The organism is Tabrizicola sp., assembly GCF_041913445.1.
Lineage (GTDB): Bacteria > Pseudomonadota > Alphaproteobacteria > Rhodobacterales > Rhodobacteraceae > Tabrizicola.
Window position 1 is genome coordinate 70,816 of sequence record NZ_JAYSFG010000017.1, and the last position, 13,128, is coordinate 83,943.

Sequence of the window (13,128 nt, forward strand, 5' to 3'; positions counted from 1 at the left end):
GGACCCAGCGGGTGGAGATCCAGCGGCAGCTGTCGGACCTGGGCTTCGATGCGGGCGTCGCGGACGGGCTTTGGGGGGCCAAGACCCGGGCGGCGATCAAGTCGTGGCAGCGGGCGAACCGGCAGAGCCAGACGGGCTATCTGACCGCGTCGCAGGTCCGGCTGATCCGCGATCAGGCGGGGTCGGCGGCGCCCTCGCCGGGGACGGACGACGAGGCGGCGCTGGAGGAGAGCCTGCTGGAGCTGACCCGGACCGAGCGGGTGGACTTGCAGCGGCGGCTGACCCGGCTCGGCTACAACACGCTGCGGACGGACGGGAACTTCGGGCCGGGCACGCGGCGGGCCATCGCGGAGTGGCAGCGGGACGAGGGGCAGGCGGCGACGGGCTACCTGACGGCCGACCAGGTGCGGCAGATCCGGCGGGATACGGGCGGCTGACGGGGGCCGCAAGGGCCTCTGTCCACGGTGGACATTTTGGGATTGTCGTTCCGGTCCAAGGGGTTGGTCGTGGGCGTTAGGGGTTTGTTAAGGCGGTGGTTAATGGTCGGGGTAACCGGCCGTTAACCCCGTTCGGGCATGGTTGGACCATGTCCGCGTATATCCGTCCCAGGGTTCCAGGAGCGTCGGTGTTCTTCACCGTGAATTTGGCCGACCGCGGCGCGCGGACGTTGGTCGAGCACATCGATGCCTTGCGCGAGGCCGTGCGGGTGACGAAGGCCGAGCGGCCTTTCCGGATCGACGCGTGGGTGGTGTTGCCGGACCACATGCATTGCGTCTGGACCTTGCCGGAGGGGGATGCGGAGTATTCGGTGCGGTGGAGCGTGATCAAGGCGCGGTTTTCCCCTGCCATGCCCCACACGCCGCGCCGCCGCAGCCATGCCGAGCGTCGGGAGCACGGGTTATGGCAACGCCGGTTTTGGGAGCATCACATCCGCGACGATGCCGATTGGGCGAACCACGTCCATTATTGTTGGTACAATCCCGTGAAACACGGATTGGTCGAGCGGCAGGAAGATTGGCCGTATTCGAGTTTCCACCGCGACTGGTAGGGTGCGCATTCATGGCGCACCGACACGGTGGCCACGTAGGGTGCGCATTCATGGCGCACCGTAAAGGGCGCACCACATTGGGTACACCGGGATTGGCGCGCCGACGTTGGTGGACAGGGCGGGGTTCAAATTGGTGCGGTTGGTGGGCGTTGCGCGGGGGAACGGTGCGCCATGAACGGTGCGCCATGAACGGTGCGCCATGAATGCGCACCCTACGGGCGGTCCCGGGCATCCGCGGGAGTGGCCGTTTTCGTCATGGCACCGCGATGCGGGCGGGGCGGTGTGGTAGGGCGGGGTATTGCCCGCCATTGGGGAGAGTCGGGCACGCCCCGACCTACGGCTGCTACTCGCCCTTGACACCGATCTTGTCCAAGAGCTTTTCGAGTATGCTCCCGAGGCGATCGGTTATCTTTTCAATTGTAGACTCCGAAACCGAAGACTGTGTGGGCAAAAGTCTTGCGTCGTCGAAGAAGACATTTGCCATCTCTGCCCTCAAGAGTTTCTTCTGTTCCGTATCTGCAGTTAGCAGGTATGCATCAAATGCTTTAATTCGTAGGCCCAATGACTGCAGAGCTACGCTTGTCTTTCGGTGCTTTCCTGCCAAAGATGAAAAATAGATGGCAGGGACGAACAACGCAATCGAAATTGGCAAACGCATTAGGATATCACTAAAACCACTTGTTTCGTAAATGACATGATAAAGCCAAAGGACAGCAAGAGAAAGTGCGCCACAAATAAAGAAGAGTTTTGCGTACCAGGCATTGTCTGAGTAGAGGGTCTTCTCCCTAATTGATGCCTCGACAAATCCTCCTGCCAGTGCCGTTTGTGCTGCGGCATCGTAAATGCCAGCAATTTCAGTTAACAGTTTTTGCCCCTGATCCTTCCCTTTTGCTATTTCGGATATATAGTGATCTGTGAGCGATCTGCCAGTATTATTGTACTCAGTAGATAGGTCTCGCAATTTCTTCTTCGAAGTATCGAGCTCTATTCGCAGTTCGTCCAAGAGAGCCCTCAACTCAGAAACTCGCTCCGTTTCAAAATCAGCGTAGCTTTTGGCTACTTCTGCTAGCTTTACGGATAGGTCTGCTGAAAATTGACTGTCCCAATTCTGCAGCTTAGTTGCAATTTGAGCATCGAGCTTTGTTATTGCTTCGTTGGAGGATCCAATCTGAGCTTGAATGGCTGTTGCGTCTTCTTTGAGGGTCCGAACCGCAGACCTAAGTTCATCAAGGGCGAGCTGCGTCTCATGCTCAAATTCAGACTTCCTGTCGCGAAGGTCATTTATTATGTTGTTTGCATCAGACTTAAAGATCCGCTGCACTCGTGGATACGGAAGCCTCGCGAATATGCCTGAAAAGATATTCGAGACTGCGACTAGATTCTGATAATTTGAGGCGTCGCTAGCTAGATGGTTGTTGAGGTTCTGAAGCTCATTTCGGATCTGTTGTAGTTCAGGATCTGAAAGCAAAAGCGGATCCGAAGACTCAAGCGTCCATCGAAGGTAATCGACCTTACGTCTAATATCTTCAAACCTAGCATCTGCTTTCGCATCGGGAGAAAACGCGGCTAAAGCTGAATCAACCTCACTGAGGGTTGACCAAATTCTGTGACTTTTAAAATCTATGTCAATCATCCCTCACCCCCAAACCTCCACAAACTCCCGCCACTCGCCCTTGCTCATCCCCGAGGCCTCTTGCGTGACCGTCTCCCCGGCCAGCCGACGCTTCAGGACCGCGATGGCCTTCGACGACAGCGTCACTCCGCCCATCCGGTAGTCCTCGAAGGCGGCAAACGCCAAGGGGACCCAGTCGCGGACGGTGGCCGCGATGGCCTCGGCGTAGACGCGGATTTCGTATTGGGCGTGGGCGTCGGCCCTAAGCCGCAGGAAGTGGAAGAGGTTGTGCAGGTCCGTCTTCCAGTACCATTGCGTGTAGATGTTCATCGGCAGGTTCATCCGCGCAAGCTCGCGGGCGAGGCCCTGCTGGCCGTCCTGGCTCAGCATCTCCTCGTAGTGGTCGTAGGCGGTGGCGGCGTCGCGTTTCAGGGTTTCGAGCACGCGGGCGGCCTCGGGGCCGGACAGGACCTCGCCCCGGCCCTGGTTGTTGACGGTGGACTGGGCGGCGAGTTGGGCGGGTTCGGGGATGTAGAACTCACGGTCCAGGATCGAGTAGCGGGCGGAGTATTCGTTGACGTTGGCTGTGCGGTGGCGGATCCACTGGCGGGCGACGAAGACGGGGAGTTTGACGTGGAGCTTGATCTCGCACATCTCGAAGGGGGTGGAGTGCCAGTGACGCATGAGGTAGCGGATCAGCCCCTCGTCGTTCTGGACGTGCTTGGTGCCCGCCCCATATGAGACACGGGCGGCCTGGACGATGGCGCTGTCGTCGCCCATGTAGTCGATGACGCGGATGAAGCCGTGGTCAAGGACGGTGTGGGCGCGGTAGAGATGCGCCTCCATCCCCTCGGAGACGGCGCGGAGGGTGGGGCGCGGGGTGGACCGTGCGGCCTCGATCTCGGCAAGCTGGTCGGGGGTGAGGGGCATGGTGGGCTCCGTTGGGACGAGTCGGGTGTGACTATAGCTTGCGGTTGATCGGTGTGATACCGCTAGATGAATGGATGGAGGATGAGATGGGCATCAAGTATCTGCACACGATGGTGCGCGTGAAGGACCTGGAGAAGTCGATGGCCTTCTACCGGCTTCTGGGCCTGAAGGAGACGCGGCGGCATGAGAGCGAGCAGGGGCGGTTCACGCTGGTGTTCATGGCGCCTCCGGGGCAGGAGGAGTGCCCGGTGGAGCTGACCTACAACTGGGATGGCGACACTGGGCTGCCGTCGGACAGCCGGCACTTCGGGCACCTGGCCTATGAGGTGGACGACATCTATGCGACCTGCGCGCATCTGCAGAAGCACGGGGTGCTGATCAACCGGCCGCCGCGGGACGGGCGGATGGCTTTCGTCCGGAGTCCGGACAACGTGTCGATCGAGCTCTTGCAGAAGGGCGCGGCGAAGGCGCCGGCAGAGCCCTGGGCCAGCATGGCCTCGACCGGGCACTGGTAAGAGAAAGGCCCGCCCCTGTGGGGGCGGGCCTTCCTGTCCGGGCTGGTGGCCGGATCAGTTCGAGGCGGGTTCGGCTTCGCCTTCGGCCGGGGCCGCACCGGCGGCGGGCGAGAGCGAGGCGATGAAGGCGTAGACGTTGCGGGCGTCTTCCTCTTTCGGCAGCTTGAACATCATCTTGCTGCGCGCCTTGCCGTCCTCTTCCTTCTCTTGCAGGAACTTGGTCGGGTCGGCCACGTACTTGACGAAGTCTTCCTCGTTCCAGGCGAAGCCCATTTCGCCGAGCTTGATCAGCGACTCGCCGTATTTGAATTCGGGGTAGGTGCCGGCGACGCGGCCCGGGAGGCCGTAGAGGTTCGGGCCGGTCTTGGAGCCCTTGCCGGCGAGGACCTCGCCCGCCTCGTTGGCGACGACGTGGCAGGTCTGGCACTTGGCGAAGACCTTTTCGCCGGCGGCGGCGTCGCCCGTGGGGGCGTCCTGCGCCAGCGCGGGGCCGGCGAGAAGGGCAAGAACGGCGGCAGTCAGTTTCAGCTTCATGGGTGTCCTCCCGATGTTGGCGGCCATACGAGATGAACCGCCCGTGTGAAAAGGCAAGGGGGTCGCGAACACATCGGCGCGAAATGGTTCAGGCGACGGCATGGGCGATGGCGCAACGGCTCCAGAGCGCGGAGAGCGCGGTGATGAGATGGGCGATGTCTTCGGCCGAATGGAGCGGGCCGGGGGTGATGCGGAGCCGTTCGGTGCCCTTCGGGACGGTGGGGTAGTTGATCGGCTGGACGTAGATGCCCCAGTCGGCCATCAGCATGTCCGAGATCATCCGGCACTTCACCGGGTCGCCGATCATCACCGGGATGATGTGGCTTTCGTTCGCCATGTGCGGGATGCCGTGGGCGTCGAGCTGGGCGCGGACATGGGCGACGTTGGCCTTCTGGCGGGTGCGTTCCTCGGCCGAGGCCTTGAGGTGCTGGATCGACCGGGCGGCGGCGGCGGCGCAGGCGGGGGGCAGCGCGGTGGTGAAGATGAAGCCGGAGGCGAAGCTGCGGACAAAGTCGATGAGCTCGGCCCGGGCGGTGATGTAGCCGCCGACGACGCCGAAGGCTTTGCCAAGCGTGCCCTCGATCACGTCGATGCGGTGGGCGAGGCCGCGTTCTTCGGACACGCCACCGCCGCGGGGGCCGTACATGCCGACGGCGTGGACTTCGTCGATGTAGGAGAGGGCGCCGTGGGCTTCGCAGACCTCGACGATTTCGCGGATCGGGGCGATGTCGCCGTCCATCGAGTAGACGGATTCAAAGGCCACGATCTTCGGGCGGTCGCCGACGGCGTGGAGCTTGCGGTCAAGGTCGCGCCAGTCGTTGTGCTTCCAGATCACCTTGTCGGCGCGGGAGTGGCGTACGCCTTCGATCATCGAGGCATGGTTCTTTTCGTCCGACAGGATCACGGCGTTCGGGATCTGTGCGCCGAGGGTCGACAGCGCGGCCCAGTTCGAGACGTAGCCCGAAGTGAACAGAAGCGCGCCTTCCTTGCCGTGGAGGTCGGCCAGTTCGCGTTCCAGCATCACGTGGTGGTGGTTGGTGCCCGAGATGTTGCGGGTGCCGCCGGCGCCGGTGCCGCAGGTCTGCACGGCATCCACCATCGCCTGCACCACGTCGGGGTGCTGGCCCATGCCGAGGTAGTCGTTCGAGCACCAGATGGTGACCTCTTCCTTCGTCCCATCGGGCCGGTGGCGTTCGGCCTTGGGGAAGCTGCCGCAGCGTTTTTCCAGGTCGGCGAAGACGCGGTAGTTGCCCTCGGCTTTGAGGGTGGTGAGGCGGTCCTGGAAATAGGTGGCGAAGTCCATGTCTGCTTCCTGTCAGGTATCGTGTTTCGTTGGTTGGGCGGCAGGGGCTTCGGGAAGCATCCAGCGCCAGAGTTTCTGGTCGGGGATCGGCACGACCATGAAGAGGTGCTCGATCAGGGCAAGGGCGGTGAGGACGGAGAGGAGGAGGTAGCCGATGAAGCTGGCGTCCTCGGTGGCATTGGCTGCCTGGGCGGCCCACCAGCCGGTGGCGAGCGCGAGGACGGCGATCGAAAGGGGGAGAAGGGCCGTGGCGCGCGCCTTGCGGAAGTGGCTGGCGATGTGGGCGAGCGGGCGGGGCAGGAATTCGACGTTGATGCGGGGCGCGCCGAGGAAGAGGTTCAGCTTGGCCGAGACGCGGGCGAGAAGGGGTTCGGGGCGTTGAGCGTGAGGTGGGTGAGCGCCAGAAGGCCCGCGATCAGGGCGAATTCGTGCCAGAGGATGGACCCCACGGCGCGCCAGATCCGCTCGGGCAGTTTGGCACCGGGCGGGCAGGGTTCGCGGTGCGGGCCGGTGACGATCCCGGAGAGGAACGCGAGCTCGATCCAGCCCCAGAAGGCCAGGGCGGAGAGGAAGCCCGCGTAGACGGAGCCGACGGTCAGGTGGCTGACCGAGATATGCGCACCGATGGCCCCTCCGATCAGAAGCGGCAAACCAAGGAGGACGGACCAGAGGTGGTCATCCGGTCCGCCCAGGTCGGCCTTTCGCACGCGCCAGAGGATCAGCCCCGTCGAAGCCCACCAGAGGAAGATGGCAGACAGGGCGATGATCCAGGGATTGGTCATGTGCGGCACCCCCGAGACAGGGGTGCCGCACGCGATGCCCGGACGCGCCCATCCGGCATCGCACCCACCGCCGAGGCGGGGGTATGGTGGTCAACGGTCAATAGGACGGCTCCAGCCGCACCGAGACGGGCGGGGTGCTGCGTTTGACCGGGATCAGGTACATCCGCGCGAAGGCCAGCATCGCGCGGGCAGAGGCGGTGGCGTGCTGAAGGCGGCCCGAAAGCCCGCCCTTCTTCTTGCCCTTCTCCATGTCGATCATCGCGGCGTTCATCCGGTTCAGCGCCGGAATCCAGGCCGGGTGGTCGATGTCGATCTCCATCGGGAAGACCTGTTTCGCGATGGTCGAGGTCTTGCGGAACACCTCCTGGTCGTACCAGTCGATGTCGACGCCGAGGGCGTTGTGGAAGTCCTTCCGCGCGTGGTCGCGGACCCACATGGTCGAGTAGACGGCGACGAGGAAGAACTTGATCCAGAGCTTGTTGTTCCAGCTTTGGGTCAGTTTCGGGTCGGTGCGCATGAGAAGCGCGAAGGCTTCGCCGTGGCTGAACTCGTCATTGCACCATTCGCGGAACCACTTGAAGATCGGGTGGAAGCGGTGTTCGGGGTGTGCCTCCAAGTGCCGGAAGATGGTGATGTAGCGGGCGTAGCCGATCTTCTCGGACAGGTAGGTGGCGTAGTAGATGAACTTCGGCCGGAAGTAGGTGTACTTCTTGGCCTTGGTCAGGAAGCCCAGGTTCACGGCAACGCCCGCCTCGCGGAGCGCGTCGTTGATGAAGCCGGCGTGGCGGGCCTCATCGCGGGCCATGTAGTTGAAGAGCTCGCAGATGTCGGCGTTGGTGCCACGGCGCTTCATTTCCTTGTAGAGCACGCAGCCCGAGAATTCGGCGGTGCAGGAGGAGACCAGGAAGTCGATGAACTCGGCGCGCAGCGCGGGGTCCATGCCGTCCCAGTCGACGTCGTCCCAGGCTTCGGTTTTCTTGAAATGGCCCTTGTTCGGGTCGGACTTCATCTGGGCCAGAAGCGCGTCCCATTCCTTGCGGACGGGGGTCACGTCGATCTTGTCCATCTCGTCGAAGTCGGTGGTGTAGAAGCGCGGGTTGAGGAGCGTGGTCTCCGTGGCCATCGCCGTGGTGTCGAAGCTTTCGGCCAGTTCGGAGTGCAGCTCCCCGTGGGTTGTGGTGGTGTCTTTCATGCCATTAGCTCCTCGGAGAAGGAGAATTCGCAGAGTTCCATGAAGCCGAAATCGCCCGTGGCGCGGGTCCACCAGCGTTCGATGGGCGTGGCGCGGGTGATGGTGGCGGTGCGGCGTTCGACGATGACCTCGCCATAGGCCGCCAGGATTGGCGCACCGTGGACAAGGACTTCGTCGCCCGGATGGACCACGGCGCCGTTGTCGAAGCGGACGTGGGCGTGGAGGCTTTCGAAGCGGTGGCTGACTTCGACCGTGCAGGGCACGGTTTCCTTCGCTTTGGTGAAGATACCCATGATTTCGTTCCCTTATGGTTGGTCGAGGAGCCGCTCTACGGCGGCTTTGTTGTCGTTCCCGAAGGCGTAGAGTTCGATCGACGCCCCCGAGGCGGGGTCTTCGGCCACGAGGCGGCCGTTGTCGTACTTGACGATCCTGACGGGCGGGTTTCCTTCCACGCGGGCCACGGTGCGGGCGCGCTGGATGGCGTTCTGGATCACGGTGATGAAGCCGCCGTGGTCCATGTCGGCGATGAGCGTGCCTTGGGCGTCATAGACGGTGACGGCCTGGGCAGAGCGGCCTTCGAGGATGATCTCGCGTTCGGCCACGACCTTGCCCGGGGCGGGGTGGCCCACGGGGGGGCGGCCGGTGAGGACCGCGAAGGAGGTGATGGCAAGCGCCGAGAGGGCAAGCGCGAACATGGCCCAGAGGAGCGTCCGCGGGATCATCTCGCGTTCGGTCGAAGGGCGGTCGGCCAGGGTTTTCATGTAGGACATGGTGGTCACTCCGCCGCGACGGCCGCGGGGGCCGTGAAGGTGACGACGGGTTCGTTCACGCGGGTCTGGGCGGCGTCCGACAGGATCCGGGCCACTTGCGCGGCATCGGGGATGCAGCGGAAGGCGGGCTGGACGCCGTGGCCGAAGCCGGGACGGAGATGCGGCCAGAGCGCGAGGAACGAGATGTGCTGGCCGGGGACGAGTTCCATCGCGATGGTGCCGGTGCCGGTGATGGGCCGGGTCGACAGCGAGGCGTTGACGATCTTGGTGAAGGGGACGGTCCAGGTGACCTGGAGCGCGGCCCCGATGCGCAGGATCACGCGGTGGGTGGTGATCGAGTAGATCGCGGCTTTCGCAGAGGCCCGGGCGAGAAGCCGGACCACGGCATAGCCGGCAAGCGCCAGGGCGAGGTAGGGCAGGAACACGGCCACGGACTGGCCGAAGCCGCCGTCCTGGAAGGCCATGCTGGCGCGCCAGACGGCGATGACCAGAAGATAGCCCAGGACCCAGTTGGCCTTGAAGGCCTCGCGGGCGAGGGCGGCACTGTCGGGGCTGCCCTGCCAAAGCAGGGTCTCGCCCTCGGGGAGCGCCTTGGGCAAGCCGGGTTGCGGCTCGAAGTCGAAATCACGGTCTGACATGGCAGACCCTCCATCGCAGGGGTAAGACGAAGCGGCGCGGGCGCACGCCGCTTCCCTTGTTGTCAGAAGCCGCGCTTGCGGCCCTTGGCATACATCCAGCCCGAAGCGACGTAGGCCGAGATCTTCTCTTCCTCGAGCTTGGTCACGCTGGTCTGGCTTTTCGTCGCGGGGATCGCCTCGAAGAGGTCGGAGGTGATGGCGTTGATCCGCACCCGGTCGGCCCAGATCTTCGCCATCGTCATCGGCACGAGCCGGGTCCCGCCGGAGTTCAGGTCGATCTCCAGATAGCGGACGAGCTGTTCAGGCACGTCGACCCAGAGCTCCTTGATCCGTCCGACGACCTCGAGGTCGCCGGCCTGGACCGGAAGCCCGCGCGGGTCGCGGCCAGCGCTGACCGCCATGCCGGGGACCCGGGACAGCGGCTGGAGCTTGGCGTGGCCGTGGGCGTCCACCTCGGGTTCATCCCGGCGCGGCACCCAGGAGGCGGGGCCGACGCCGTCCAGCATCGGGTTGCCGGTGGGCGCGTGGGGGAAGCCCTCGGACACGGCGGTGCGCGCGAGCGCAAGGTCGGTGCGCCGGTGGGCGGCCTCGTTCTCGGACGAGGGGACGGTCACGCTGCCCTTGCCGAGCGGCAGGATGAAGGTCTTGGGCTTGGGAACAGGGAAGGGTCCCTGGTTCGGGGCCTTGGTCCCGTCCTCGTTTTCCAAGGGGTAGCCTTCGCGCATGTTCTCAGTCTGCAGGTAGTAGATGAGAAGCGCGAAGAAGCCCCAGAAGAGCCAGATCGACAGGCTTGCCAGGTCGAAGTTTCCAAAGAAAGTGACACCAACCATTCAGGGGTCCTCCGTTGTCAGGTTGGGAATTCGGTCAGCCGCAGACGCGACTGGCCTTGGTCCGGTGTGGATGGGGTTTTGCCGATGCGGACAAGCGGGCCCAGAGCGGCGAGGGTCAGGAAGAGAAGGGCGATCTCGACGTGGTAGACCACGGTGTAGCCGAGGCTGATATCGTGGAGTGGGCCGAGGAGACCGGAAGAGACGAGGGTGTTGACGCCGTCGCGCAGGATGCCGCCGGCAAGGATGGCAAGGCCCGCCGCGGTGGCCTGGGCCGAGCCCCAGGCGCCGAGGATGAGGCCGGCGCCGAGACCGCCTTGCGCGCGCGCCATCGCGGCGTTCAGGGTCGAAAGGCCGAAGATGCCGTTGCCAAGGCCGATGGCGAAGGCTCCGGCGTAGAAGACGGGCCAGCTGTCCAGGGGGCTTGCGAAGATCACCGCCGAGAAGGCGGCCACGCCGGTCAGAAGGCCGGTCGCGGCCTGCCGGAAGGGATCGGTTCCCTGCGACAGCCGACGGGTGGCCCAGAGGAAGCCCGCCAGCGCGCCAAGCGCCCAGAGCGCGGTCAGGACCGTGGTGGCCGAGACGGAAAGGCCGAGGACCTGGCCACCGTAAGGCTCGAGCAGCACGTCCTGCATGTTGAAGGCGAGGGTCCCGAGGAAGACCACGGCCAGCAGGCGGCGCGCGCCGTCCTGCTGCATGAGCTCTTTCCAGGCTGCGCCGAATGCCGGGCGGGGAGCCTCGCGTTCGGCCTTGGACATCGGGCGGACGCGCTCCTGCTTCCAGAAGGCGATGATGTTCAGGATCAGCGTCGCCGCGCCGCAGCCTTGCACGACCTGCACCAGCCAGAGCGGTTCGTAGTTGCGCAGAAGGAAGCCGACGAGAAGGGCGGAAAGGCCCATGCCGCAGAGGTAGAGGATGTAGAGCATGGCGACGACGCGGGGGCGGGTGTCGTCATTGGCCCGGTCGGCGGCGAGTGCCAGGCCCGCGGTCTGGACCATGTGCATCCCCAGACCGGCCATCAGGAAAGCGAGGGCCGCAAGGACTTCGCCCGCCCATTCCGGGCCCTTGAACTGGTCTCCCGACAGGACGATGAGCGCGAAGGGCATGACGGCAAGGCCGCCCATCTGCCAGAGCGAGCCGAACCAGAGATAGGGGATGCGCTTCCAGCCCAATGCGGAGCGGTAAGTGTCGGAGCGGTGCCCGAGAAGCGCGCGGAAGGGCGCGACGAGGACCGGGATCGAGATCATCAGCGCGACGACCATCGCGGGGACCGACAGTTCCACGATCATCACGCGGTTCAGAGTGCCGAGGAGCAGGACCTGCGCCATGCCGACCGAGACCTGGAAGAGGGCAAGCCGCCAGAGCTGGCCGATGGGGAGGTCTTCCGAGGCCGCGTCGGCGAAGGGCATCCAGCGGGCGCCAAGTTGGGCGATATGTTTCTTGCGGAGGATCATGTGCGATGCTCCAGGCATTCCGAGATGTAGAAGCCCGAGGTGATGCGGCCGATCTTGGTCAGCTGGCCGGGGCAGTGGCGGGCAAGGCGGGCCGCGTCGTGGGGGACCATCGTGGGCGAGCGGTCGGAGCGGGGGAAAAGCTTGCCTGCGTGCCACATCACCATGAGGAGCGTGGTGCGCGGGGCGACGGTGAAGACGATGGATTGGGCGGTGCGGGCGGAGAGGTTGCCGATGACGCGGCCGATGTCGGCGTCGCGGTAGTAGATCAGGCTGTCCATCGCGAGGGCGAAGTCGAAGCGGCCCAGGGCCGGGTCGGACATGTCCCCGGCGAGGAAGTCGACTTGATCCGTCAGCGCGGGGTGCAGGCGGCGCTTGGCGATGTCGATGAGCTGGGGCGAGATGTCGACGGCGGTGACGTGTGCGCCGCGCAGGGCGAGTTCGCTGGCCATGGCTCCGGTCCCGCAGCCCGCGTCAAGGACCCGCGCGCCGCGCAGGTCTTGGGGCAGGCGCGAGAGCATCAGGGCGCGCATCTGGTCGCGGCCCTTGCGGACGGTTTCGCGGATGCGGCTCACCTTCTCATGGCTGGTCAGCCGCTCCCACGTCTGGGTCGCGGTGCGGTCGAAGTAGGTTTCGACCCGGTCGCGGGTTTCGCCGTAGGCGGGCATCAGTCAAATCCCAGGAGTTCGAAGATTTCGCGGTCGGGGAGCGGTTCGGGCGAGGAGCCTTCGCCGCCGACGGAGCGCCAGAGCGTGTCGGCCAGCCGCAGGTATTCGGCGCGGGCGGTGACGATGTCCTGTTCGTCGTCCATTTCGAAGAGGGTCTTCTTCTTCAGGCGCGAGCGGCGGATGGCGTCGATGTCGGGCATGTGGGCAAGGCGGTTGAAGCCCACGCGTTCGCAGTAGCGGTCGACCTCATTGGTCTCGCGGGACCGGTTGGCAACGCAGCCCGCCAGGCGGACCTTGTAGTTGCCGGACTTGGCCTGGACGGCGGCGATGATGCGGTTCATCGCGTAGATCGAGTCGAAGTCGTTCGCGGTGACGATGACGGCTCGGTCGGCGTGCTGGAGGGGGGCCGCGAAGCCGCCGCAGACGACGTCGCCGAGGACGTCGAAGATCACGACGTCGGTGTCCTCAAGCAGGTGGTGCTGTTTCAGAAGCTTGACGGTCTGGCCCACGACATAGCCGCCGCAGCCGGTGCCGGCGGGGGGGCCGCCCGCCTCGACGCATTTCACGCCGTTCCAGCCGTCGGCGATGTAGTCCTCGGGGCGGAGTTCCTCGGCGTGGAAGTCGACTTCCTTCAGGATGTCGATGACGGTGGGTTGCAGGCGGCCGGTGAGGGTGAAGGTCGAGTCGTGCTTCGGGTCGCAGCCGATCTGGAGGACGCGCTTGCCCATGACCGAGAAGGCAGCGGAGAGGTTCGACGAGGTGGTGGACTTGCCGATCCCGCCCTTGCCGTAGACGGAGAACACTTTGGCGCCCTCGATCTTGAGCGCGGGGTCGAGGTGGACTTGCACCGAGCCGTCG

15 protein-coding genes and 1 pseudogene are annotated in these 13,128 nt (G+C 64.7%); 3 read left to right on the plus strand and 13 right to left on the minus strand.

Annotation, left to right across the window (positions count from 1 at the left end):
- Together ACE3Q6_RS16930 and ACE3Q6_RS16935 are read left to right on the plus strand one after the other, a co-directional pair.
- Positions 1 to 437 (plus strand): peptidoglycan-binding domain-containing protein (locus ACE3Q6_RS16930; RefSeq protein ID WP_374434959.1); only part of this gene is annotated, 437 nt, incomplete at its 5' end.
- 188 nt (positions 438 to 625) lie between these two features.
- A complete protein-coding gene (locus ACE3Q6_RS16935; RefSeq protein ID WP_374434961.1) occupies positions 626 to 1,048 on the plus strand; it encodes a transposase in 423 nt (140 codons plus the stop codon).
- A 343-nt stretch (positions 1,049 to 1,391) separates the two neighbouring features.
- Here the strand turns inward: ACE3Q6_RS16935 and ACE3Q6_RS16940 are convergent, their stop codons facing one another.
- Positions 1,392 to 2,681, minus strand: a complete 1,290-nt coding sequence (locus ACE3Q6_RS16940) for a hypothetical protein (RefSeq protein ID WP_374434964.1) — start codon at positions 2,679 to 2,681, stop codon at positions 1,392 to 1,394.
- Between the two features lie 3 nt (positions 2,682 to 2,684).
- Positions 2,685 to 3,590: an FAD-dependent thymidylate synthase gene (gene thyX / locus ACE3Q6_RS16945; protein WP_374434966.1), complete on the minus strand. Its 906-nt coding sequence runs from the start codon at positions 3,588 to 3,590 to the stop codon at positions 2,685 to 2,687.
- Between the two features lie 86 nt (positions 3,591 to 3,676).
- Here thyX and ACE3Q6_RS16950 point away from each other — a divergent pair, with 86 nt between their 5' ends.
- Positions 3,677 to 4,105: a VOC family protein gene (locus tag ACE3Q6_RS16950; protein WP_374434999.1), complete on the plus strand. Its 429-nt coding sequence runs from the start codon at positions 3,677 to 3,679 to the stop codon at positions 4,103 to 4,105.
- Positions 4,106 to 4,159: 54 nt separating this feature from the next.
- Here ACE3Q6_RS16950 and ACE3Q6_RS16955 read toward each other — a convergent pair whose 3' ends face one another.
- The 11 genes and pseudogenes from ACE3Q6_RS16955 to bchL all read right to left on the minus strand — a co-directional run.
- Positions 4,160 to 4,639 (minus strand): cytochrome c family protein, encoded by a 480-nt coding sequence (locus ACE3Q6_RS16955; protein WP_374434968.1) that lies wholly within the window; start codon positions 4,637 to 4,639, stop codon positions 4,160 to 4,162.
- A gap of 88 nt (positions 4,640 to 4,727) precedes the next feature.
- A complete protein-coding gene (gene hemA, locus ACE3Q6_RS16960; RefSeq protein WP_374434972.1) occupies positions 4,728 to 5,942 on the minus strand; it encodes a 5-aminolevulinate synthase in 1,215 nt (404 codons plus the stop codon).
- A gap of 12 nt (positions 5,943 to 5,954) precedes the next feature.
- Positions 5,955 to 6,724: pseudogene (gene puhE, locus ACE3Q6_RS16965) on the minus strand (putative photosynthetic complex assembly protein PuhE).
- A gap of 97 nt (positions 6,725 to 6,821) precedes the next feature.
- Positions 6,822 to 7,916 carry a magnesium-protoporphyrin IX monomethyl ester (oxidative) cyclase gene (acsF, locus tag ACE3Q6_RS16970; RefSeq protein WP_374434974.1) on the minus strand — a complete coding sequence of 365 codons (1,095 nt, stop codon included), beginning with the start codon at positions 7,914 to 7,916 and terminating at the stop codon, positions 6,822 to 6,824.
- Positions 7,913 to 8,209, minus strand: coding sequence for a hypothetical protein (locus ACE3Q6_RS16975; RefSeq protein ID WP_374434977.1), 297 nt, complete (start codon positions 8,207 to 8,209; stop codon positions 7,913 to 7,915). The genes acsF and ACE3Q6_RS16975 overlap by 4 nt, the downstream gene beginning before the upstream one ends.
- Before the next feature lie 12 nt (positions 8,210 to 8,221).
- A complete protein-coding gene (puhC, locus tag ACE3Q6_RS16980) occupies positions 8,222 to 8,686 on the minus strand; it encodes a photosynthetic complex assembly protein PuhC (RefSeq protein WP_374434980.1) in 465 nt (154 codons plus the stop codon).
- Between the two features lie 5 nt (positions 8,687 to 8,691).
- A complete protein-coding gene (puhB, locus tag ACE3Q6_RS16985; RefSeq protein WP_374434983.1) occupies positions 8,692 to 9,324 on the minus strand; it encodes a photosynthetic complex putative assembly protein PuhB in 633 nt (210 codons plus the stop codon).
- Between the two features lie 62 nt (positions 9,325 to 9,386).
- Complete coding sequence (puhA, locus tag ACE3Q6_RS16990) at positions 9,387 to 10,154, minus strand: photosynthetic reaction center subunit H (protein ID WP_374434984.1); 768 nt, start codon at positions 10,152 to 10,154, stop codon at positions 9,387 to 9,389.
- Between the two features lie 17 nt (positions 10,155 to 10,171).
- A complete protein-coding gene (locus ACE3Q6_RS16995) occupies positions 10,172 to 11,605 on the minus strand; it encodes a PucC family protein (RefSeq protein ID WP_374434986.1) in 1,434 nt (477 codons plus the stop codon).
- Entirely contained in the window at positions 11,602 to 12,270 is a 669-nt protein-coding gene (gene bchM, locus ACE3Q6_RS17000; protein WP_374434989.1) for a magnesium protoporphyrin IX methyltransferase, read from the minus strand. The genes ACE3Q6_RS16995 and bchM overlap by 4 nt, the downstream gene beginning before the upstream one ends.
- A partial coding sequence (bchL, locus tag ACE3Q6_RS17005; RefSeq protein WP_374434991.1) for a ferredoxin:protochlorophyllide reductase (ATP-dependent) iron-sulfur ATP-binding protein occupies positions 12,270 to 13,128 on the minus strand: 859 nt, incomplete at its 5' end. The genes bchL and bchM, both read right to left, overlap by 1 nt.

What these genes read in the sequence shown, in the direction of transcription:
- ACE3Q6_RS16995 (WP_374434986.1), bottom strand. Translation starts at nt 11,605, where the DNA reads ATGATCCTCCGCAAGAAACATATCGCCCAACTTGGCGCCCGCTGGATG.
- hemA (WP_374434972.1), bottom strand. Translation starts at nt 5,942, where the DNA reads ATGGACTTCGCCACCTATTTCCAGGACCGCCTCACCACCCTCAAAGCC.
- ACE3Q6_RS16955 (WP_374434968.1), bottom strand. Translation starts at nt 4,639, where the DNA reads ATGAAGCTGAAACTGACTGCCGCCGTTCTTGCCCTTCTCGCCGGCCCC.
- ACE3Q6_RS16940 (WP_374434964.1), bottom strand. Translation starts at nt 2,681, where the DNA reads ATGATTGACATAGATTTTAAAAGTCACAGAATTTGGTCAACCCTCAGT.
- puhC (WP_374434980.1), bottom strand. Translation starts at nt 8,686, where the DNA reads ATGTCCTACATGAAAACCCTGGCCGACCGCCCTTCGACCGAACGCGAG.
- thyX (WP_374434966.1), bottom strand. Translation starts at nt 3,590, where the DNA reads ATGCCCCTCACCCCCGACCAGCTTGCCGAGATCGAGGCCGCACGGTCC.
- puhB (WP_374434983.1), bottom strand. Translation starts at nt 9,324, where the DNA reads ATGTCAGACCGTGATTTCGACTTCGAGCCGCAACCCGGCTTGCCCAAG.
- acsF (WP_374434974.1), bottom strand. Translation starts at nt 7,916, where the DNA reads ATGAAAGACACCACCACAACCCACGGGGAGCTGCACTCCGAACTGGCC.
- bchM (WP_374434989.1), bottom strand. Translation starts at nt 12,270, where the DNA reads ATGCCCGCCTACGGCGAAACCCGCGACCGGGTCGAAACCTACTTCGAC.
- puhA (WP_374434984.1), bottom strand. Translation starts at nt 10,154, where the DNA reads ATGGTTGGTGTCACTTTCTTTGGAAACTTCGACCTGGCAAGCCTGTCG.
- ACE3Q6_RS16950 (WP_374434999.1), top strand. Translation starts at nt 3,677, where the DNA reads ATGGGCATCAAGTATCTGCACACGATGGTGCGCGTGAAGGACCTGGAG.
- ACE3Q6_RS16975 (WP_374434977.1), bottom strand. Translation starts at nt 8,209, where the DNA reads ATGGGTATCTTCACCAAAGCGAAGGAAACCGTGCCCTGCACGGTCGAA.